This window comes from Polaromonas sp. CG_9.5, from assembly GCF_035984465.1.
Classification (GTDB): domain Bacteria; phylum Pseudomonadota; class Gammaproteobacteria; order Burkholderiales; family Burkholderiaceae_C; genus Polaromonas.
Window position 1 is genome coordinate 73,046 of the sequence record NZ_JAXCHR010000005.1, and the last position, 20,968, is coordinate 94,013.

Annotated in this window: 22 protein-coding genes; 5 read left to right on the forward strand and 17 right to left on the reverse strand. The window is 57.0% G+C overall.

The features are described 5' to 3' along the window. Positions 1-23 precede the first annotated feature (23 nt). From lpxA to rpsB, 13 genes are all read right to left on the reverse strand, one after another. Complete coding sequence (lpxA, locus tag RCH06_RS05350) at positions 24-836, reverse strand: acyl-ACP--UDP-N-acetylglucosamine O-acyltransferase (protein WP_327080408.1); 813 nt, start codon at positions 834-836, stop codon at positions 24-26. 10 nt (positions 837-846) lie between these two features. After that, positions 847-1,287 (reverse strand): 3-hydroxyacyl-ACP dehydratase FabZ, encoded by a 441-nt coding sequence (fabZ, locus tag RCH06_RS05355; RefSeq protein WP_327080409.1) that lies wholly within the window; start codon positions 1,285-1,287, stop codon positions 847-849. Continuing rightward, the gene (gene lpxD, locus RCH06_RS05360; RefSeq protein ID WP_327080410.1) at positions 1,284-2,354 is read right to left on the reverse strand and encodes a UDP-3-O-(3-hydroxymyristoyl)glucosamine N-acyltransferase; all 1,071 of its coding nucleotides are present in this window, start codon (positions 2,352-2,354) and stop codon (positions 1,284-1,286) included. Before lpxD ends, fabZ begins: the two co-directional genes overlap by 4 nt. A gap of 46 nt (positions 2,355-2,400) precedes the next feature. Continuing rightward, positions 2,401-2,907, reverse strand: coding sequence for an OmpH family outer membrane protein (locus RCH06_RS05365; protein WP_327080411.1), 507 nt, complete (start codon positions 2,905-2,907; stop codon positions 2,401-2,403). Beyond that, on the reverse strand, positions 2,907-5,207 hold the full coding sequence (gene bamA, locus RCH06_RS05370) for an outer membrane protein assembly factor BamA (RefSeq protein ID WP_327080412.1): 2,301 nt from the start codon (positions 5,205-5,207) through the stop codon (positions 2,907-2,909). The genes RCH06_RS05365 and bamA overlap by 1 nt, the downstream gene beginning before the upstream one ends. Positions 5,208-5,221: 14 nt before the next feature. Then, complete coding sequence (gene rseP / locus RCH06_RS05375; protein WP_327080413.1) at positions 5,222-6,598, reverse strand: RIP metalloprotease RseP; 1,377 nt, start codon at positions 6,596-6,598, stop codon at positions 5,222-5,224. A gap of 1 nt (position 6,599) precedes the next feature. Then, entirely contained in the window at positions 6,600-7,787 is a 1,188-nt protein-coding gene (ispC, locus tag RCH06_RS05380) for a 1-deoxy-D-xylulose-5-phosphate reductoisomerase (protein WP_327080414.1), read from the reverse strand. Between the two features lie 24 nt (positions 7,788-7,811). Beyond that, positions 7,812-8,642 (reverse strand): phosphatidate cytidylyltransferase, encoded by an 831-nt coding sequence (locus RCH06_RS05385; protein WP_327080415.1) that lies wholly within the window; start codon positions 8,640-8,642, stop codon positions 7,812-7,814. Between the two features lie 17 nt (positions 8,643-8,659). Further along, positions 8,660-9,370: a polyprenyl diphosphate synthase gene (gene uppS / locus RCH06_RS05390; protein ID WP_327080416.1), complete on the reverse strand. Its 711-nt coding sequence runs from the start codon at positions 9,368-9,370 to the stop codon at positions 8,660-8,662. A 76-nt stretch (positions 9,371-9,446) separates the two neighbouring features. Next, entirely contained in the window at positions 9,447-10,007 is a 561-nt protein-coding gene (gene frr / locus RCH06_RS05395; protein ID WP_327080417.1) for a ribosome recycling factor, read from the reverse strand. A 75-nt stretch (positions 10,008-10,082) separates the two neighbouring features. Then, complete coding sequence (gene pyrH, locus RCH06_RS05400; protein WP_327080418.1) at positions 10,083-10,793, reverse strand: UMP kinase; 711 nt, start codon at positions 10,791-10,793, stop codon at positions 10,083-10,085. Between the two features lie 67 nt (positions 10,794-10,860). Beyond that, the gene (tsf, locus tag RCH06_RS05405) at positions 10,861-11,793 is read right to left on the reverse strand and encodes a translation elongation factor Ts (protein WP_327080419.1); all 933 of its coding nucleotides are present in this window, start codon (positions 11,791-11,793) and stop codon (positions 10,861-10,863) included. Between the two features lie 127 nt (positions 11,794-11,920). Further along, the gene (rpsB, locus tag RCH06_RS05410) at positions 11,921-12,673 is read right to left on the reverse strand and encodes a 30S ribosomal protein S2 (RefSeq protein WP_327080420.1); all 753 of its coding nucleotides are present in this window, start codon (positions 12,671-12,673) and stop codon (positions 11,921-11,923) included. 146 nt (positions 12,674-12,819) lie between these two features. Between rpsB and RCH06_RS05415 the strand changes: the two genes are divergently transcribed. Continuing rightward, the gene (locus RCH06_RS05415) at positions 12,820-14,181 is read left to right on the forward strand and encodes an amidase (RefSeq protein WP_327080421.1); all 1,362 of its coding nucleotides are present in this window, start codon (positions 12,820-12,822) and stop codon (positions 14,179-14,181) included. A 383-nt stretch (positions 14,182-14,564) separates the two neighbouring features. Continuing rightward, positions 14,565-15,068: a peptidoglycan-binding protein LysM gene (gene lysM / locus RCH06_RS05420; protein ID WP_327080545.1), complete on the forward strand. Its 504-nt coding sequence runs from the start codon at positions 14,565-14,567 to the stop codon at positions 15,066-15,068. Positions 15,069-15,202: 134 nt separating this feature from the next. On the opposite strand, the gene RCH06_RS05425 is transcribed toward lysM, so the two are convergent. Further along, on the reverse strand, positions 15,203-15,952 hold the full coding sequence (locus RCH06_RS05425) for a LysR substrate-binding domain-containing protein (RefSeq protein ID WP_327080422.1): 750 nt from the start codon (positions 15,950-15,952) through the stop codon (positions 15,203-15,205). Here RCH06_RS05425 and RCH06_RS05430 point away from each other — a divergent pair. Continuing rightward, positions 15,927-16,574, forward strand: a complete 648-nt coding sequence (locus RCH06_RS05430; protein WP_327080546.1) for an FMN-dependent NADH-azoreductase — start codon at positions 15,927-15,929, stop codon at positions 16,572-16,574. The two genes, RCH06_RS05425 and RCH06_RS05430, sit on opposite strands and share 26 nt — an antisense overlap. Before the next feature lie 121 nt (positions 16,575-16,695). Here the strand turns inward: RCH06_RS05430 and RCH06_RS05435 are convergent, their stop codons facing one another. Further along, entirely contained in the window at positions 16,696-17,244 is a 549-nt protein-coding gene (locus RCH06_RS05435; RefSeq protein ID WP_327080547.1) for an NADPH-dependent FMN reductase, read from the reverse strand. A 395-nt stretch (positions 17,245-17,639) separates the two neighbouring features. Here RCH06_RS05435 and RCH06_RS05440 point away from each other — a divergent pair, with 395 nt between their 5' ends. Then, entirely contained in the window at positions 17,640-18,896 is a 1,257-nt protein-coding gene (locus tag RCH06_RS05440; RefSeq protein WP_327080423.1) for a nitronate monooxygenase, read from the forward strand. An 87-nt stretch (positions 18,897-18,983) separates the two neighbouring features. Here the strand turns inward: RCH06_RS05440 and arfB are convergent, their stop codons facing one another. Both arfB and ygiD read right to left on the reverse strand, forming a co-directional pair. Continuing rightward, positions 18,984-19,388, reverse strand: a complete 405-nt coding sequence (gene arfB, locus RCH06_RS05445) for an alternative ribosome rescue aminoacyl-tRNA hydrolase ArfB (protein WP_327080424.1) — start codon at positions 19,386-19,388, stop codon at positions 18,984-18,986. A 487-nt stretch (positions 19,389-19,875) separates the two neighbouring features. Continuing rightward, entirely contained in the window at positions 19,876-20,730 is an 855-nt protein-coding gene (gene ygiD, locus RCH06_RS05450; protein ID WP_327080425.1) for a 4,5-DOPA dioxygenase extradiol, read from the reverse strand. Positions 20,731-20,768: 38 nt separating this feature from the next. Here ygiD and RCH06_RS05455 point away from each other — a divergent pair, with 38 nt between their 5' ends. Next, positions 20,769-20,963 (forward strand): hypothetical protein, encoded by a 195-nt coding sequence (locus RCH06_RS05455; protein WP_327080426.1) that lies wholly within the window; start codon positions 20,769-20,771, stop codon positions 20,961-20,963. Positions 20,964-20,968: the final 5 nt, after the last annotated feature.

Below are 20,968 nucleotides of genomic sequence, written 5' to 3' on the forward strand. Positions count from 1 at the left end.
GTGGCGCGGCCGACATGGCAGCCCTAGCGAACGATTCCGCGCTGCGGCGAGGCTTGCTCTAAAAACAAGAGCATCATCTGCACGTCTGGCGCGGACTCTGGATGTTTTTGAGTCAATTCAGCGATCTGCAGCTTGGCCTGTTCCAGTGTCAGCCCGTCGCGGTACAGCGCCTTGTGCATGGCCTTGACGGATGAAATGCGGTCGGCCGAAAAACCCCTGCGACGCAGTCCTTCAAAGTTCATCGAGCGTGCCTTGGCCGGTTGCCCCTGGCACATGACAAAGGGCGGCAAATCAGCCAGCACCACCGAAGAAACGGCAGTAAAACTGTGGGCGCCCAGCCGCACGAACTGGTGTACGCCGGTAAAGCCGCCCAGGATCACCCAATCGTCAACATGCACATGACCGCCCAACGTGGTGTTGTTGGCAAAAATCGTCTGGTTGCCGACCACGCAGTCATGCGCCACATGCACGTAAGCCATGATCCAGTTGTCGTTGCCCATACGCGTCACGCCCAAGTCACCGGGCGAGCCGATATTGAAAGTGCAAAACTCGCGAATCGTGTTGCGGTCACCAATCACCAGCTCGCACGGCTCACCGGCGTATTTCTTGTCTTGCGGAATACCACCCAGGGCGTTGAACTGGAAAATCCGGTTGTCGCGGCCAATACTCGTGTGGCCTTCGATCACGCAGTGCGCGCCGACCGACGTGCCAGCGTCTATGCGGACATGGGGACCGATCACGGTGTAAGGCCCGACGGTCACCGAACTGTCGAGCTGGGCCCGGGGGTCAACCAGGGCCGTCGCATGGATGCCCGAAGGCGCGGCTGGCAGCGTCATGACCGTGCCCTCAGGCGACTGTGCGCATGGTGCACATCAGTTCGGCCTCACAGGCAATGTTTCCATCGACACGGGTCACGCCCTTGAACTTGAAAATACCGGCTTTCATGCGCAGCAGGCTCACGTCCATGATCAGCTGGTCGCCAGCAGTCACCGGACGCTTGAAGCGCGCGCCGTCAATGCCGGCAAAGTAATACACCGTCTTGTCGTCAGGCGTGACGCCGAGCGTGGAAAACGACAGCAGCGCCGCCGCCTGCGCCATCGCCTCAATCATCAGCACGCCGGGCATGACCGGATGCTTGGGAAAATGGCCCATGAAAAAAGGCTCGTTGATGGTGACGTTTTTCAACGCCTTGATGCTTTTGCCGGTTTCAAGCTCCAGCACCCGATCGACCAGCAGGATGGGATAGCGGTGCGGCAATAACTTCAGAATCTGGTGAATGTCCATCATGATTTTTCTTCTTTGAGGCTGTCCTGCAGTTGCAGCAGGGTTTTTTCTGTTTGTTTGAGCCGATCACGCAGTGCATGGAGTTGCTTGAGCGTGGCGGCATTTTTTTCCCAGGCGGCATTGTTGTCGATGGGAAACAGGCCGGTGTAGTGGCCAGGCTTCAGCAGCGACCGGGTCACGGTCGTGGCAGCCGAGACATGAACGCCGTCTGCCAGCCGCAAATGGCCGAGTACGATCGCGCCGCCGCCGATGGTGCAGTGCGCACCAATCGTCGCGCTGCCGGCGACACCGGCGCAGCCCGCCATCGCGCTGTGTTGGCCAACGCGCACGTTGTGGCCGATCTGCACCAGGTTGTCGAGCTTGACGCCGTCTTCGAGCACCGTGTCTTGCAGAGCGCCGCGATCAATACAGGTGTTGGCGCCGATTTCCACATCGTTGCCAATCACCACGGCACCGAGTTGCTCGATCTTGACCCACCGGCCATCGTGCGGCGCAAAACCGAAGCCGTCGGCGCCAATGACGGCACCGGGATGGATGATGCAACGTTCGCCAATGCGGCAGCCGTCTGCCACCGTCACACGCGCCGAGAGCCGGCTGCCTGCGCCAATGACTGCATTCGCGCCAATGACGCAATGCTCGGCAATGCGCGCGCCTTCGCCCACCACTGCGCCCGCAGCAATGCAGACGAACGCCCCGATGGATACGTTGGGTGCGAGGATGGCTTGCGGGTCAATCAGCGCACTGGGATGAATACGGGGTGCAGGAGCCAGGAAATGCGTGCGCTTCCATAGCTGCGTGATGAGCGCAAAGTAATGGTAGGGGTCATCCACCACGATGCAGGAGGCGCGCTGCATGGCGACCGCGCGTGATGAAGGTGCTACCACCACACATCCGGCTGCAGACTTGGCAAGCTGATTGCTATATTTTGGATTGCTCAGGAAGGTCAGGTCATTCGGGCCAGATGACTCCAGCGTGGAGAGCCGCTCGATCTGGAGTTCCGGATTGCCCACCAGTTCAGCTTGAACCTGACCCGCCAGTGACTGAACAATCTCGGCAAGACGAAGCGTCATGCGACGCCTGCCATTTCTGCATCCATTTTTAGGGGAACGCCCGTGCTTAACGCGAAGCGTTCAATGACTTGATGACCTTGTCGGTGATGTCATGCTTTGGGTTGACATACACCGATTCCTGCAGGATCAGGTCGTATTTCTCGGTTTCGGCCAGGGATTTAACCACCTTGTTGGCGCGTTCGATGACTTGCTGCAACTCTTCATTCTTGCGGGCGCTCAGGTCTTCCTGAAATTCACGGCGTTTGGTCTGGAAGGTGCGGTCTTGGTCAACCAGCTGGCGCTGGCGCGTGGTGCGCTGGCTTTCTGCCAGTGTTGGTGCTTCGCGCTCAAATTTGTCTGACTGCGATTTCAGCTGGGTGGCCATGTCAGTCAGCTCTTTTTCACGCTTGCTGAACTCCTGCTCGAGTTTGGTCTGGGCTGCTTTGGCGGAATTGGCTTCGCGGAAAATGCGGTCCAGGTTGACGACACCCACCTTGAACTCCTGGGCGCTGGCGGAGACACCTGCCGCTGCAATCACAAGGCCAAGGAGAATTTTGCTGGAAAAGTTTTTCATTAGAAAGAGGTACCAATTTGGAATTGCAGACGTTCGATTTTATCGCCGTCTTGTTTACGTAAAGGCAATGCATAGGCAATGCGAAGAGGTCCAACCGGGGAAATCCAGCTGATGCCAATGCCGGTAGAGGCCCGCAAGCCGTCCGTACCACTCAGCTTGTAGCTGTTTTCAAATACATTTCCGGCGTCAAAAAAACCGTACATGCGCAAGGTGCGGTCGTTTCCGGCGCCTGGAAACGGTGCAATCAGTTCGGCATTGAGCGTCAACTTCTTGGGTGCGCCGACTGACAGACCCGAAGAGTCACGGGGACCGAGCGAGCCCTGCTGGTAACCACGCACTGATCCCAAACCGCCTGAATAGTAGTTTTTGAACAGGGGATAAGGCTGGCCGTTCAGTCCTTTGCCCCAGCCCAGTTCACCGTTCAGGGCCACTGTGAATTGCTTGTTGAGGGGAATGTATTGTTGAATCTGGTAGTTGGCACGTACAAAGCGGATATCACCGGCGATACCCCAGTCGCCATAGACGCGTTGAAAGCGTCCTGATGTGGGAACCAGGGCGCTGTCACGGCTGTCACGGGACCAGCCAACAGTCAATGGAATTGAATTGCTCTTTTCGCCGAATTTATTAATATAGTCTTGGTAGCTCACGGGCAGGTTGTTTCCCGGAACAATCGTCAGCGACTCATACCCAGTACCAAAATAGACCGTGTCAGTTTCAGTAAATGGAACACCGAAACGGATACTGGCGCCGCGCGTTTTCAGTTTGTAGTCGCCGCCCTGCCCTGACAAAGGCTGGGAGGTGCGGTCATAGACATCAATCGAGCGAGAGATGCCATCGGCTGTGAAATAAGGGTCAATCGTGCTCAACACCAGTTGGCGATTGGACTTGCTGGTATTGACTTCAATGCCCAGGTAGTTGCCTGAGCCGAAAACGTTTTCCTGCTTGATGCCGAATGTCAAGGAAAGGCTGTCAGCACTGGAGTAACCAGCGCCCAGTTGCAGATTGCCGGTGGGCTTTTCAGCCACATTGACGTTGATATCGACCTGATCCTGCGTACCGCTGACTTCCTGGGTTTCCACATTCACTTCGGTGAAGAAACCCAGACGGTCAACCCGGTCACGGGAAAGACGGATCTTGTCGCTGTCGTACCATGAAGACTCGAACTGGCGGAACTCGCGGCGTACGACTTCGTCACGTGTGCGGTTGTTGCCGGCCACATTGATGCGCCGCACGTAGGCCCGGCGTGAAGGTTCTGCCTGCACCACGAAGACCACGCGGTTGTTGGCCCGGTCAATTTGCGGCACCGCTTGAACCTTGGCAAATGCAAAGCCGAAAGTGCCGAAATAGTCGGTAAATGCCTTGGTCGTTTCAGCTACTGCATCGGCGTTATAGGGCTCACCGGGTTTGATGGTCACCAGGGATTTGAATTCCTCTTCCTTGCCCAGATAATTGCCTTCGAGCTTCACGCCCGACACGATGAAACGTTCGCCTTCGGTCACATTGAGGGTAATCGCAATGCTCTGCTTGTCAGGGGTAATCGCTACCTGGGTGGTCTCAACCTTGAATTCCAGATAACCGCGTGAGAGGTAATAAGAGCGCAGGGTTTCTATATCCGCATTGAGCTTGGCGCGGGAGTAACGATTGGATTTGGTATACCAGCTCAGCCAGCCGCCGGTGTCCAGATCAAACAGACCCAATAACGTGGATTCACTGAAAGCCTTGTTGCCCGTGATGTGGATTTCCTTGATTTTTGCAACATCGCCTTCGACGACGGTGAAGGTCAGATTGACCCGGTTGCGCTCAATCGGTGTAACGGTGGTGATGACCTCGACGCCATACATGCTCTTGTTGATGTACTGGCGCTTGAGTTCCTGCTCGGCCTTGTCGGCCAGCGCCTTGTCAAATGGCTGACCATCAGCAATGCCTGCATCGCGCAACGACTTTTTCAGAATGTCCTTGTCAAACTCCTTGGTGCCGACAAAGTCCACATCAGCGACAGTAGGACGCTCTTCAACAATCACGACCAGCACGTCACCACTGGTTTCAAGCCGCACATCCTTGAACAGACCCAGGCCGAACAGGGCTCGAATGGCGCTGGAGCCCTTGTCATCGTTGTAGGTTTCGCCCACGCGAAACGGCAGCGAAGCAAAGATGGTGCCGGGCTCAACACGCTGCAAACCTTCGACCCGGATGTCCCTGACGGTGAAGGGATCTACCGCCCAGGCGGCATTAGCGAAAAACAGGCTGGCAGCGATGGCGCAGACAGCACGAACTTTGAATTGATTGATTTGCTTTTGCATGAATTGGAAGGAAGTTAGCCGACAAGCCGGGCGACATCATTGAAGAGGGCAATACACATCATGCCCAGCAGGATTGCAACGCCACCGCGCTGCAAACGGTCCATCCAGGCGTCGGACACGCCATGACCTGTGATCCATTCCCAAAGATAATACATCAGGTGACCACCGTCCAGAACCGGCAGAGGCAGCAAGTTCAAGACGCCCAGACTGACGCTGACCAGCGCCAAAAACACCAAGTAGGAAGTCCAGCCCAGCGAAGCGGACTTTCCGGCATAGTCGGCGATGGTGAGCGGGCCGCTCAAATTTTTAAGAGAGGCCTGACCAATCACCATCTTGCCCATCATCTTGAGCGTCAGCACGGACACTTCCCAAGTGCGAACAGCGCCGCCCCATAAACCCTCCAGCGGGCCATAACGAACCGTCACAAACTCCGGTGGTGCACCCACATACGCACCGATGCGCGCTACCGGAACGCCACCTTCCTGGCTGAGCTGCGGTGTTACGCTGAGTGCCACCGATCGTCCATCGCGCTGGACTTGCCAGTTTTGCGTCACTGCTGCTGAATTATTTGCGCCTGCAGCAGGAATGGACGTACGGATGGCTTCACGCAATTGCTGCCCATCGACAATGGCCTTTTCGCCGATTCGCTGAACCACATCGCCCGACTGCAGACCAGACCTTTGAGCCGCACTGCCCACCATGATCTCGCCAATGACAGGCTGAGTCCACGGCCCGAGAATGCCGATTTTTCGGAACAGTTGGGCATCTGCATCGGCCGCGTCAAGCTTGCTCAGCGGCAACACGACTGTTCGGCTCAATGGGCCAGATTCATCACCCACGACCAGTTGCAGATCACGGCTGTTGAGCGCGCCTTGCGTCATTCGCCAGCGAAGATCCTCGAACGAGCGCACCGTTTCCAGCGCTTCACCGTCGAAAGCCGCTTGCTGAACGGTTTCACGGCCACTCAGCCCGGCGCGTTCAGCCAGAGAACCGGCCACCGGACTGGCCAACACAGCTTTGGGCTCCTGCAAGCCACTCCAGTTCACCACTGAGTACAGCAGCACTGCCAGCAGCAAATTGGCCAAAGGCCCGGCTGCGACCACCGCTGCACGCGACTTCAGCGGCTGGGTGTTGAACGCCAGATGACGCTCAGCCGCGTCGACCGGCGCTTCGCGCTCGTCCAGCATCTTGACGTAGCCGCCCAGCGGCAGCATGCCAATGGCAAATTCAGTCTCTTTATTCTTGAGCCGCCAGGTGTAGATGGGTTTGCCAAAGCCGATTGAAAACTTCAGCACCTTGATGCCGCATGCCACGGCGACCCGGTAATGTCCGTACTCGTGCACGGCAATCAAAATGCCCAGCGTGACGAGAAAAGAAACCAAAGTCAGCATTTCAAGCCTCCAGACCTTCAGCCAATTGACCTGCTACCCGGCGTGCCTCGGCGTCAAGCGCCAGCAAACCTTCGATGTCGTGTACCTCAGCGACTGAGACAGCCGCCAGGGTTTCATGATTGATCTGATGAATATGGTCAAAACGGATGCGCTTATCCAGAAATGCCGCTACCGCGATTTCGTTGGCGGCATTCAGAACGGCAGCACTGCCCACCGGCGCCTTGAGCACGTCCCAAGCCAGAGGCAAGCCCGGAAAACGTACGTTATCAGGCACCTCGAACGTCATGTGAGCCAAGTTTTTGAAGTCCAGCGTTTTGGCACCAGAAGTGATCCGCTCGGGCCAGGACAAGCCATAAGCAATCGGCACCCGCATATCAGCGGTGCCCATTTGTGCTACCACCGAAGTGTCGTAATACTGCACCATCGAATGGATGATGCTCTGCGGATGAATCACCACTTCAATGCGCTCAGGGGCCAAGCCAAACAGGTATTTGGCCTCAATCACTTCCAGCGCCTTGTTCATCATCGTGGCGGAGTCGACAGAAATCTTGCGCCCCATGACCCAATTCGGATGGGCACAGGCTTCGTCGGGCGTGACATGCCGCAGGCTGGCAGGGTCACGGGTACGAAACGGCCCGCCGGATGCAGTCAGGATGATTTTTTCAACCCGCGCCGGCCAACTCGACGGATCTTCGGGCAGGGATTGGTAAATGGCCGAATGCTCGCTGTCGATCGGCAACAATTGCGCGTCGCCCTTGCGAACCGCTTGCATGAACACATCGCCGCCCACCACCAGGGCTTCCTTGTTGGCCAGCAGCAGGCGCTTGCCCGACCGGGCGGCAGCCATGCATGGTGCAAGACCGGCAGCACCGACAATGGCCGCCATCACGACATCTACCAGCTCATGAGACGCTATCATTTCCAGAGCATCCTGCGCACACAGGACGTGCACCAAGAGCCCATTTGCCTTTATTTTTTCAGCCAGCAGCCTAGCGTGAGGCTCGCTCACCATGATCGCATACTGCGGCTTGAATTGCGCACATTGCGCCAGCATGAGATCGACCTGGGTCGCGGCACTGAGCGAAAAGACCTCAAAACGGTCGGGATGGCGGGCAATCACATCCAGGGTACTGACACCGATGGAGCCAGTGGAGCCCAGAATCGTGATGCGCTGCTTTTGATGAATCATGAAGTATCGGTAAGGCTGTAAAGCTTAAAAAGAGACCAGCATCATCGCCAGCGGCAAGGTAGGAAGCAAGGCATCCACGCGGTCAAGCACACCACCGTGGCCGGGCAACAAACCGCTGGAGTCTTTGACCCCGGCGCTGCGCTTGATCAGCGATTCGACCAGATCGCCGACCACACTCATGGCCGCCATGAAAATGACAGCCAGCAGCATCAGCGCCATGCCATGACGCTGGGCAAGCTGGCTGTACAGCGTATCGCCGCCCACCAAAACCCAAACGATTGCCAACACCACAACGCCGGCCATGCCGCCCCAAACACCTTCCCAACTTTTGCCAGGACTGATGGACGGTGCCAATTTGCCCTTGCTGAATTTCCCGCCAAAGGTGCGGCCCGAAAAATAGGCAAAAATATCGGCTACCCAGACCAGCAGCAACACTGAAAGCAAGAACTCAATTCCCATGACGCGTGCCTGTGCAATGGCCAACCAGGCCGCCCACAGGGCAACCAAGCCACCCGCAACGCGCAAACCTTTGGGGATACGCGACCAGCCAGCAATACCCGAGCGCAGCAGCCACGCCCCTGTCAGCACCCACGCCGTACCGGCGACCGCCCAAAGCATGGGCAGCGGCTTTTCCAAAAACCCGGCATACCAGGACAAGCCGCAAGCCAGTACACACAGGGCCGCAAGCCCGAGTGAGCCGATAAACCCGATCGAATTAAGACGGCCCCATTCCCACGCACCGGCAGCAATCATCAGCAAAGCAAGAGCGCAAAACGGAATGGGCGTTTTATAAAAAAGGGCCGGCAAGAGAATTGCCAGCAGGAGGATGGCCGTAATGACACGCTGTTTAAGCATCAGACTGCCTTTTTATATTAGTTTCGATGAAGTCCGCTGACCTGTTCCGGAGTTTGCCCGAATCGGCGCTCGCGGGCACGAAATGCGGCAATGGCATTGTCTAATGCCGCCTCATCAAATTCTGGCCAGAGTTTGTCCGAAAAATAGAGTTCTGAATACGCAGCCTGCCACAGCAGAAAGTTGCTGAGCCGCAGTTCCCCACCGGTACGAATCAATAAATCCGGGTCAGGCACATGCGCCAGCGCCATCGCGCGGTCAAGAGAAAGCTCGGTAATGGCTTCCCCACGGCTGGCCAGTTTCTGGGCGGCCTGGGCAATATCCCAGCGTCCGCCGTAGTTGAAACAGATATTGAAAATCAGGCGCGTATTGCCCGCTGTGCTGAGTTCCGACTGGACAAGGGCTGAATTGACCTTGTCGGAAAATCGCTGGCGATCGCCGATAAAGTGAAGCTGAACCCCGTTGGCATTCAGGCTGGGCAACTGTCTGGTCAGTGCAACCACCAGCAAGTCCATCAACCCTGAGACTTCGTCAGAAGGCCGATTCCAGTTTTCAGATGAAAACGCAAACACGGTCAGCACGCCTATGCCGCGCTCCAGGCAAGATTTTACGCAGCGGCTGAGTGCATCAACGCCCTGCTTGTGACCGGCAATGCGGGGCAAATAACGCTTTTTGGCCCATCGGCCATTGCCATCCATGACGATGGCTATATGGCGCGGAACCTGGTTCATGGTGTTGTTCAAGAGAGGATAAAGAATGAACGGACTCGGCGCAACACATGCACCGAGCAGTGCGGATGCACAGGTCTTAAACCGCCATGATGTCTTGTTCCTTGCCGCTTACCAGTTTGTCTACATCAGTAATAAAACGGTCAGTAAATTTCTGAACTTCATCTTGCGTGCGGCGCTCGTCGTCTTCGGAAGCCAGTTTTTCCTTGACCAGTTTCTTGACGCCGTCGTTGGCATCACGGCGCAAATTACGGATGGCCACCTTGGCGTGTTCGCCTTCAGCACGAACGACTTTGGTGAGTTCCTTGCGGCGCTCCTCGGTCATGGCTGGCATCGGGACGCGAATCAGATCACCTTGCGATGCCGGGTTCAATCCCAGATCAGAATCCCGAATCGCTTTTTCGATCTTGGCGCCCATGCCTTTTTCCCACGGCGAAACACTGATGGTTCGCGCATCGAGCAGCGCCACGTTGGCCACCTGGCTAATCGGCACCATTGAGCCGTAATAGTCAACCTGCACGGTGTCGAGCAGACCGGGGTTGGCGCGCCCTGTGCGAATTTTGGTCAGGCTGTGTTGGAAAGAATCCAGGGACTGCTGCATTTTTTGCGTTGCTTGCTGCTTGATCTCAACAATGCTCATGGTCGAATCTCCTGATGACTAATTTCAAAAAATTGCAAAAACTGCAACGAACCTATCCGGGCATCCAGGCCTGAATCAGACGTGAACCAGGGTTCCCTCGTCCTCGCCCCGCACAACCCGACTGAGCGCGCCGTGCTTGAAAATACTGAAGACCTTGATGGGCAACTTCTGGTCACGGCACAACGCAAAGGCGGTAGCGTCCATAACCTCAAGATTCTTGCTTATGGCTTCGTCAAAGGTAATGGTGGTGTAACGGGTCGCCAAAGGATCCTTTTTTGGATCTGCGGAGTACACGCCATCCACCTTGGTCGCCTTGAGGACAATTTCAGCACCTATTTCAGCCCCCCGCAATGCAGCAGCAGTGTCAGTGGTGAAAAATGGATTGCCGGTACCGGCTGCAAAAATGACAACCTTGCCCTCTTCCAGATACTGGAGTGCCTTGGGCCGCACATAAGGTTCGACAACACGTTCAATGCCAATAGCGGACATGACCCGGGCGATCAGCCCGGCCTTGTCCATGGTGTCACCCAGCGCCAAGGCATTCATGACCGTCGCCAACATGCCCATGTAGTCGGCCGTCGCCCGGTCCATGCCGACCGATCCGCCGGCCACCCCGCGAAAAATGTTGCCGCCGCCAATCACCACCGCCACTTGCACACCCATACGGGTGATCTCGGCGATTTCTTCCACCATGCGAACAATGGTGGCGCGGTTGATGCCAAAGGCATCATCCCCCATCAAGGCCTCACCTGACAGTTTTAACAAGATCCGCTTGTAAGCTGGCATGGGGGCGCTTTCGTGATGAGGTTGAACGGATGAATTGGAAAACGGCCTTCAGGCTGAAGGAGAAAACTTAAGCGCTTTTCGCAGTAGCGTTAGCAGCAGCAACTTGGGCAGCCACTTCGGCAGCGAAGTCATCCACTTTCTTCTCAATGCCTTCGCCAACCACATACAGGGTGAAGGATTTGACGGTAGTCGTCTTTTCTTTCAGCATCTGTTCAACGGTCTGCTTGTCATTTTTGACGAAGGTCTGGTTATTCAGGCTGACTTCTTTCAGGTACTTCTGAACACCGCCTTCGATACGCTTGGCAACGATTTCTGCGGACTGAACCGCTTTGCCGGCAGCCTGAGCCACCGAAGCATCTTCAGCCGCCTTGGCTGCAGCCACTGAACGCTCGCGGGCGACCAACTCAGCAGGCACATCGGCGCTCGACAGCGCAACCGGTTTCATGGCCGCCACATGCATGGCCACATCCTTGGCAGCAGCCTCATCACCTTCAAATTCCACGACCACACCGATACGCGTGCCGTGCAGGTAAGAAGCCGACTTGCCATCCGCAAAACGCGTGAAGCGGCGAACACTCATGTTTTCACCAATCTTGCCGATCAGGCCCTTGCGCACATCTTCAACGGTGGGGCCAAAGCCCTCCATGGTCAAAGGCATGGCAGCCAGCGCAGCCAAATCGGCTGGATTGCTGTTGACGACGCCTTCGGCGACGGCATTGGCAAATGCCAGAAACGTGTCATTTTTGGTAACGAAGTCGGTTTCGCAGTTGATTTCTACCAGCGCCACATCGTCGCCCGAACGCGCCAGCGTCACAACGCCTTCAGCCGTAACACGGGAAGCAGCCTTGCCAGCCTTGCTACCGAGTTTGACGCGCAATAGTTCTTCAGCTTTTTCGAAATTGCCTTCGGCCTCGGTCAGTGCTTTTTTGCACTCCATCATTGGGGCGTCGGTCTTGGCGCGCAGTTCAGCGACCATGCTTGCAGTAATTGCTATTGCCATTTTTGATTCTCCGTTTTTCGTTTTAACCGGGACAGGGGCTGTCAATACAGCACTCGTCATATCATCAGCTTGTGAAAAAGGGGCTACGCGAGCCCCTTTTTCGCGTTTGGCGCAACGCCAAGAACTATCAGGCAGCTGCGTCTTGCACTTCTACAAATTCGTCAGCACCTTCAGTAGCGACAGCCTTGACGACATCATCCATGGCGCTAGCACGGCCTTCAATGACAGCATCGGCAAGACCACGAGCGTATAACTCGACGGCCTTGGAAGAGTCATCATTGCCTGGAATCACGTAGTCAATGCCGAGGGGCGAGTGGTTTGTATCAACCACGCCAATCAGGGGAATGCCAAGCTTCTTGGCTTCCAGAACCGCGATTTTGTGGAAACCCACGTCAATCACAAAAATGGCGTCAGGCAATGCCGTCATGTCTTGGATGCCGCCAATGTCTTTTTCCAGCTTTTCGATTTCGCGCTTGAAGGTCAGCTGTTCTTTCTTGCTGATCGAATCCAGGCCGGCTTCCTGCTGGGCCTTCATCTCTTTCAGGCGCTTGATGGATGTCTTGACCGTCTTGAAGTTGGTGAGCATGCCGCCCAGCCAGCGCTGGTCAACATAAGGGATGCCTGCGCGCTGGGCTTCAGCGGCGACGGTTTCGCGGGCGGTACGCTTGGTGCCGACCATCAGGATGGTGCCGCCGTTTGCGGTCAGCTGCTTGGCGAATTTCATCGCATCCTGGAACATCGGCAGCGATTTTTCCAGGTTGATGATGTGAATACGGTTGCGATGGCCAAAAATGAACGGGGCCATTTTTGGATCCCAGAAGCGGGTTTGGTGACCAAAGTGGACGCCGGCTTCCAGCATTTCGCGCATGTTCGTGGACATAATTAACTCCAAAGGTTGTGTCTTAAATCAGCGCTTATCGCCGGAAGGATTTCCGGGCGACACCTTGAGTGGCTGATTTGCGATTTGCCCTGCAAAAGGCTGAATCGCCATCTGCAGAGCCTGCTGAGTATAACATTGCCATCCTCATGAATCAGCCAACCCCTATGCCCTACGTCGATCTTCACGCCCTGCGCCAAGCCCTTGATTGCGGCCAGACCAGCGTTGGAGAAATTCTTGAGCAGTCGCTTGCCATCGCCCGGAGCGACGCCTGCCGCCATGCGTTTATGCCTGGGCAAACAGACATTGCGCGCGAGTCACCCGCCATCACGGCGACGAAGGGTCGCGCCCTTGCGCTGGCCGGCATTCCGGTATCGGTCAAAGACCTGTTTGACGTGGCGGGCGAGGTCACAACAGCTGGATCAACCGTACTGGCCACTGCACCGGCCGCACAGTCCGATTGCATCGCCGTGGCACGGCTGCGCGCTGCAGGCGCTGTGCTGATGGGCCGAACCAACATGGTGGAGTTTGCTTTTTCCGGCGTCGGCATCAACCCCCATTTCGGCACCCCGGTGAATCCGGCTGACACGGAAACCGCGCGCATTCCGGGCGGCTCCTCGTCGGGTGCGGCTGTATCGGTGGCAACCGGCGCGGCCTTCGTGGGACTCGGCTCTGACACGGGCGGCTCTATCCGGATTCCGGCTGGGCTGTGCGGCATCGTGGGTTTCAAAAGCACCGCGCGATGCGTGCCTGCGACCGGTGCCGTACCGCTGTCTACCAGCCTGGACACGGTTTGCGCCCTCACCCGCTCGGTTCGCGATGCTGTCACGGCCCATGAAGTGCTGTCTGATCGCCGCGTGCTGCTTGCCGGCAAGCCCCTGTCAGCGTGCCGGCTGGCAGTGGCACGTACCCAAATGCAGGACGGCCTGAGCAGCACGGTGGCCACGGCATTCGAGCAAAGCCTGCAGGTGCTGCGCCAGGCCGGGGCACAGATCGAAGAAATCGCGCTGAATGAAATTGATGAACTGGCCAGCATCAATGCCACCGGCGGTCTGTCAGCCGCAGAAAGCTATGCCTGGCACCGAAAGCTGATCGCGGAACATGAAGCGCAATACGACCCGCGTGTGGCGCAGCGGATTTTGCGCGGTGCCCGCATGAGCGCAGCCGACTACATCGACTTACTGGCAGCGCGTCAGGACTGGATTACCCGGATGCAAGCGCGTTTGCGCCGCTTTGACGCGGTGCTTTCCCCGACGGTTCCGATTGTGGCTCCGTCGATCGCCAGCGTGCTGACCGATAACGACGAGTTTTTTCGCATCAACGCGCTGCTGTTGCGCAACACGTCGGTGGTGAACATGCTGGACGGCTGCGCGATTTCCATCCCGTGTCACACGCCCGGGCAATTGCCGGTGGGCCTGATGATCTGGCACGCAGCGCTGCACGACGATGCATTGCTGGACCTGGCCCTGCACGTCGAATCCGCGCTCGCTGCTTCACTACAAAAACAATAGCTGACTGCGCATATGCAGCATGCGCAAGAGGCCTATTTGACTTGAAATTTTAAGTTTAGGGGCTTTTTATGCCTGTTTACAGGCACGCTGCGGCTTCGTTTGGCGATGCTGCCTTCAATACCCCGCCATTCACAGCAACTTACCGGCAAGGCAAAGGGACGCGCTGCATGCTCCCCGGCGTTGCACTCCTGATCGATCTGGTGGCCGTAAAAACTGACATGCAAGGTTTGGACCTCACCCGCCCCGGCTGACGCGCAGCGTCAAAGCGGAATTGTCCTACAGCCTTTGTTAGGGTCAAGCCGTGAGTTGCGGCATCAAAACCATTAAAGTCAATGCAACCCGGCGTCTTGTACCGGGCCATCTACACTTTGATTGGAGAATTCATGGGCATGTTCAGTTTTATCAAGGAAGCCGGTGAAAAGCTGTTTGGCCGGGGCGAAGCGAAAGCCGCCCAGGAAGCCGCAGCTGCAAAACCCACACCAGAAAACGTGGCCGCACTGAGCAAAACCGCAGGCGATGCCATTGAGACCTACGTCAACAGCATGGGTCTGAAGGTGGATGCGCTGGAAATAAGCTATGACGCGCCGACAGGCACCGTCACTGTCGCTGGCGTCGCGCCTGACCAAGCGACCAAGGAAAAAGTGCTGCTGTGCTGCGGCAACGTGGCCAACGTATCGACCGTCAAGGACATGATGACGGTTGCCAACAGTTCTGCCGAATCAAAAATGTACGTCGTGGTCAGCGGTGACAACCTGTCCAAGATCAGCCAGCATTTCTACGGCACACCGAGCAAATACACGCAGATTTTTGAAGCCAATAAGCCCATGCTGAGCGATCCGGACAAGATTTATCCGGGCCAGGTTCTGCGGATTCCTGCGGAAGCCTGATAGCACAGTGCCCTTAAGGCATTGAATTGATTAAGCCCGGTCCGCCGGGCTTTTTTACGTCTGGGTTTAAAGTTTGACCGTCTGAATCCCGAAAAAATCAAAAGCGCCTGCCGTACGCGCAACCCCATACTTCTTCAGTCCTTGCTTTCAGCCACCTCATCGCCTTGCATGTGAGCCAGAAAGTCCAGAAAGCTGCGCACCGCCGGAACCTGTCCACGGCGCGAAGGAAAAACAGCGTGTGCCAGGCCCGGCTTGATCGTCCAGCCCGGCAAGACATGCACAAGCAACTGCGCCTGAATCTCAGCCTGACTGAGATTTGCCGGCAAAAACCCGATACCCGTGCCGGCCAGCATGGCCAGCTTGAGCGTCTGCAAGTCATCCGCCACGTAGCGCGGCTGGTGGTGAAGAACAAACTCCTGCCCTTGCGGCCCCTGCAGCAGCAGGGCGTTGCGCCCATCGATTGAGGACATGGCCACCGAGTCAAGCTTAATCAACTCCTCGGGCGTAGTGGGTGCGCCCTGCCGCCAAAGCTGCTCCGGGCTGGCGAGTAAAAACGCAGAGGTCGGCCCCAGTTGCTTGATGACCAAGCTACCGCTGTCGTCCAGCGTGGGACGCACGCGCAGCGCAACATCAATGCCCTCCTCTACCAAGTCCACCACCCGGTTGGTCACCCGCATGTCGAGCTTGACTTGCGGGTACAAAGCCAAATACTGCGGAATCAGGTAGCCCAGCGAGCTTTGCGCCAGCGTGACCGGACAGGCGATGCGCAATATGCCGCGCGGCTGCACCTGCATGTGGGCGACGGCTTCGGCGGCAGCCAGCGCTTCATCGCGCATTGCGCTGCAGTGGCGCAGGTAAATTTCACCGACCTGCGTCAACAGCATTCTTGGCGGCAATTCGGTTTCACGCCAACTCACTGCCCAAATCGTCGCCTCGTGGCGCGCGGCCCATCCAGCCACGCAAGTCAGCTATCTGGACTTGGCCGTGGACACACCCAGCCACCTGTCGGCTGAATCCCTGGGCTTTCGCATGCCCGCTGGTACCGCCACGCTGAGCGAGACAGAGCAGCGCGAAAACGCCATTTCTGAAGCCCTGGTGACACAATTTTTGGCGGCAGATGTGGTGGTGATTGGCGCGCCGCTGTACAACTTTTCCATTCCAACCCAGCTCAAGGCGTGGATTGACCGCATTACCCAGGCCGGCCGAACGTTCACCTACACCGACAAAGGCCCAGTGGGACTGGCAGGCGGCAAAACGATCATCGTGGCGTCAACCCGGGGCGGCATGTATTCCACCAGCGACGCCGGCAATGCGATGGAGCACCAGGAAAGCTACCTGAAAACCATCTTTGGCTTTTTTGGCGTGACCGATGTGCGATTTGTCCGGGCAGAAGGTCTGGCGATGAGCGAAGCCGGCAAAGCGGCTGCGCTGGCATCTGCCGGAGTGGACATCCTGGCGCAAACCCAAACCGCCGCCAACCAGGCGCAAGCCGCACTGGCAGCCTGATACGCGCCAGCGTATCCGCTGATTTCAAACACTGCAGGTCAATACTGACCTGCAAGCGCAAAAGCCCGTATTGCACGGGCTTTTTTTGTGGGCGTGTCGAAAAAGCCCGCGCTGCCCGACTTCAAGCGTGCTTTTTAACCCAGGCGACATAAGCATCCACCCAGCCCTGCAAAAACTTCAGACTGGCCTCGCCGATATTCCCATCGGCGTCATACAGACCGTCCTTTTGGTGAATGAAGGCCTCGGGCTGACCCAGCGTGGGCATGTTCAGGTACGCCAGTATATTGCGCAAGTGCTGCTGAGCCATGGCCGTGCCAATCGGCCCGCCAGAAACGCCGATCACGCCGGCCGGTTTGCCGTTCCAGGCACTGTGCCCATACGGACGCGATGCGTGGTCAATCGCGTTTTTCAGCACGCCAGGAATGGAGCGGTTGTATTCAGGCGTGACGAACAACACGCCCGTCGCGGCGCTAATTTCGTCCTTGATGCGCGTCACCTGGGCCGACGGGTTGCCGTCATCGTCCTGGTTATACAAAGGCAGGTCGTCGATGCGCACATAGGTAAAACCGAATTCGGCGGGAAACAGTTTTTCAAGAGCAGTCGCCAGTTTCTTGTTGAAGGAATCCTTGCGAATACTGCCAACCACGACGGCAATGGTGTGTTGCGCCATAAAAATCTCCAGAAAACCGGTCATGGCGTTGACCAGCAGGTGAATAAAAAGCCCCGGCTAAAACAAAGGCGTGGGGCCACAAACGCCTGAAAAAAAAGGCCGCTCGACGAATGAGGCTGCTGCGCCAGCTGCCTGCACAGTCTTTGAAAAAATATGCCCCGGCTCATTCTGCAGCAACTCCTGACGGGGCATGCGCGCGTGGGTCGCCGGTTGATTGCGTAATCCTTGATCTAAACCCGGTTTTATCCAGCGTGTTAATCCCGGCTTTCACAGGCCACCGTCAATCAAGGATTAACATTCACGGGTTAGAACATGCCCATGGTTACAGACCATTCGACCGACAAGAATAGTGAGGCGTAGCCACTCGCCGGCACACACCCCCTAGAAGGACACTGATGAAAAGAGTTGATGATTTCCGCCTGAAATTCGGCAAAAAAGAACTGGTTCCGATCATGATTGGCGGAATGGGCGTTGATATTTCCACCGCTCAACTGGCGCTTGAGGCGGCGCGCCTGGGCGGCATCGGTCACATCTCTGATGCCCTGGTGCATGACGTCTCCGACCGCCGGTTTGACACTGAGTTTGTCAAGGGCAAAACCAAGTTCTACAAGAGCAACATCAACAACTCGGACAAAAGCAGCATTCAGTTTGATCTGGGCCAGCTGGCCGAAGCCACCAAACTGCACGTTGGCAAGACCATGGAATCCAAGCAGGGCGATGGCCTGGTGTTCGTCAACGTCATGGAAAAGCTGACCATGAACTCGCCGCGCGACACCTTGCAGGTGCGGCTCAATTCCGCGCTGGATGCGGGTATTGACGGCATCACCCTGAGTGCGGGCCTGCATTTGGGCTCGTTCGGCCTGATGGCCGACCACGCACGGTTTCGCGATGCCAAGCTGGGCATCATCGTGTCGTCGGTGCGCGCCTTGCAGCTCTTCCTGCGTAAAACAGCGCGGCTGCAACGGCTGCCGGACTATGTGATTGTTGAAGGCCCGCTGGCCGGTGGCCATCTGGGCTTTGGCATGGACTGGGAAAAATACGACCTGGCCACCATCATGGCCGAAATCGTCGCCTTTCTGAAAGCCGAGCAACTCGACATTCCCCTGATTGCAGCGGGTGGCATTTTCACCGGCAGTGATGCCGTGGGCTTTCTGGAAAGCGGCGCTGCAGCGGTGCAGGTGGCAACGCGCTTCACCATTGCCAATGAATGCGGGCTGCCCGCCAAGGTCAAGCAGGAATACTTCAAGGCCAGCGAAGAAGACATCATCGTCAACACGATTTCGCCCACCGGCTACCCGATGCGCATGCTGAAAAGCACACCGGCGATTGGCTCGGGCATCCGGCCCAATTGCGAAGCCTATGGTTACTTGCTGGACGGCAATGGCAACTGCGCCTACATCACCGCCTACAACGCGCAAATCGTCATCCACCCTGATGGCAAAAACCTGTCGGTGATGGACAAAACCTGTCTGTGCACCCACATGCGCAACTACAACTGCTGGACTTGCGGCAGCACAACCAACCGCCTGAAAGACACCACGCACCGCCTGCCGGACGGCACGTACCAGCCCGTGAGTGCCGAGCACATCTTTCAGGACTACCAGTTCAGCGTCGATCACCAGGTCTTGCTGCCCGAACTGGCCACGGCTTGAGCGTTAACCCGGTTGCCGCCAAGCCTGCCGGTTGGCGGCAAGCTGATTGACACGCTGGCGAAAGCGCATCAGCCCTGCCGTCAGCGCTCATTCCTTGTTCACCTTGCCGCGCAATTCCTTGGTGGCTGAACGCTGGCTTTTGCTTTCCAGCCGGCGCTGCCGGGAGCCGTAAGTCGGTTTGGTCGCGCGGCGGGCTTTGGGTGGATTGGATACGCCATCGATGACCTGCTGCAGGCGGGCCAGCGCATCGGCCCGGTTCATCTCTTGCGTGCGGTGCTGCTGCGCCTTCAACACCAGCACGCCTTCGCGCGTGATGCGGCTGTCGCTCAGGCACAGCAGACGCTCCTTGATCTCGTCGGGCAGCGATGAGGCCACGATGTCATAGCGCAGATGCACCGCACTGGAAACTTTATTGACGTTTTGCCCGCCCGCACCCTGCGCCCGGATCGCGCTCAATTCCACCTCACGCTCATCAATTAAAAACTTCAGCATCGCTCAGTGCGCCTTCGGGTCGGAGGTGCCGTGCAACAGGTGCGCCGCACGGCACACTTTGCGCGTGCCAATGCAGGGCGTAATAGAGATGTGTTGCATTGAATTGAAATGGGCATCAGCAAGAAAACTGCAATTATCGGCGCTGGGACTGTCGCCTGCCACGCCGCACCAAGGCACAAGCGCACTGGAAAGCCAGCATAAAAATCCTGTTGTGCGCAACGTGTGGACTCAAAACTGCGCCGTTTCAAGACAACCCGGTGCTTTTCATGAAGCTTCTGGCGCGCGCACAGCCAAGTATGGATGAAAATTTAGCCAAATAGGGCTTTTGTGCAATATCCACGTGCGCTATAAGCTATGAATAAAGGAGCAATTCAACGCGCTGGCGGAACTGTTTCAGGCGCAACGATGGAGCCCTGTCAACAGAATCAAGCCCGGTATCAGGCCAGTTCAGCCCGACCGTGGCCCGGCACGCGTTCATGCAACAGCTTTATCCCCAGATCATCGAGCGCATTGAAATCGAGCCGCCCTGAAAGTTGGTGTTGAAAAACCGCATAGGCTCACGCGACTCCACAGCGCCCGCCGCATACAGCAGCGGCAAAAAATGCTCATGTGTCGGATGGGCCATCTTGGCCAGAGAGCCGAGTTTCTGGAAATTTTGCAGCGCCTCCAGATTGCCTTGCTGCAGATAGCCGCCCATCGTCTGGTCAAACTCCAGCGCCCAGTCATACGCCTGGTTGCCTTGGGCGCCGCGCTGCATCTGCCCGAGGTTGTGCACGATATTGCCGCTGCCAACAATCAACACGCCCCGGTCGCGCAAGGCTTTGAGCTGCTTTGCCAGCGCGTAATGGTCTTCCGGGGCGTGGCTGTAGTCCATGCTGAGCTGGATGACGGGGATATCGGCCTCGGGAAACATCGGCTTGAGCACCGACCAGGCGCCGTGATCCAGCCCCCATTCGCTGACGTCCAGGCCCAGTGGGGCCGACAAACGCTGCCTGACCATCAAACTCATCGCCCGAGCTGCTGCCGGATCGCCAAGTGCGGGGTATTGCTGGTCAAACAGTTCCTGCGGAAAGCCGCCAAAATCATGAATGGTTTTGGGCTGCGTCATGGCCGTCAGCCACCAGCCGGTGGTCAGCCAATGGGCTGAGATACACAAAATCAGTTGCGGGTTGGGGATTTCGGTGCCAAACCTGGCACCCAGCGCTTGCCAGCTGCGCCGGTATTCGTTGTCACCTATCGCATTCATGGGGCTGCCGTGACCCAAAAACAGCACCGGCATGCGCTCGGTTTTTTTCAAAGAAACCACTTGGTCAAGGGCGGCGGTGTCAAGTGTAGTAATCATGGTGACTCCTGGAAGAGCTGAATAGAGGGAAAATTTTGTTGGATGAAAGTTGCATAACGGGTAACGGCCCTGAAACAAAAACCGCGCCAGAAATCGCACTGCTGCAATTGTGGATTGCCCCTTATCGGGCAAGCAGAAAATCTGACCGCATTACCATACGCACAGATGAAAAAATCATCAAAGTCCTTACTCAAAAGCAAGGATTTATCGTAAAACTTGTAAGCAAATTTTAAATTTG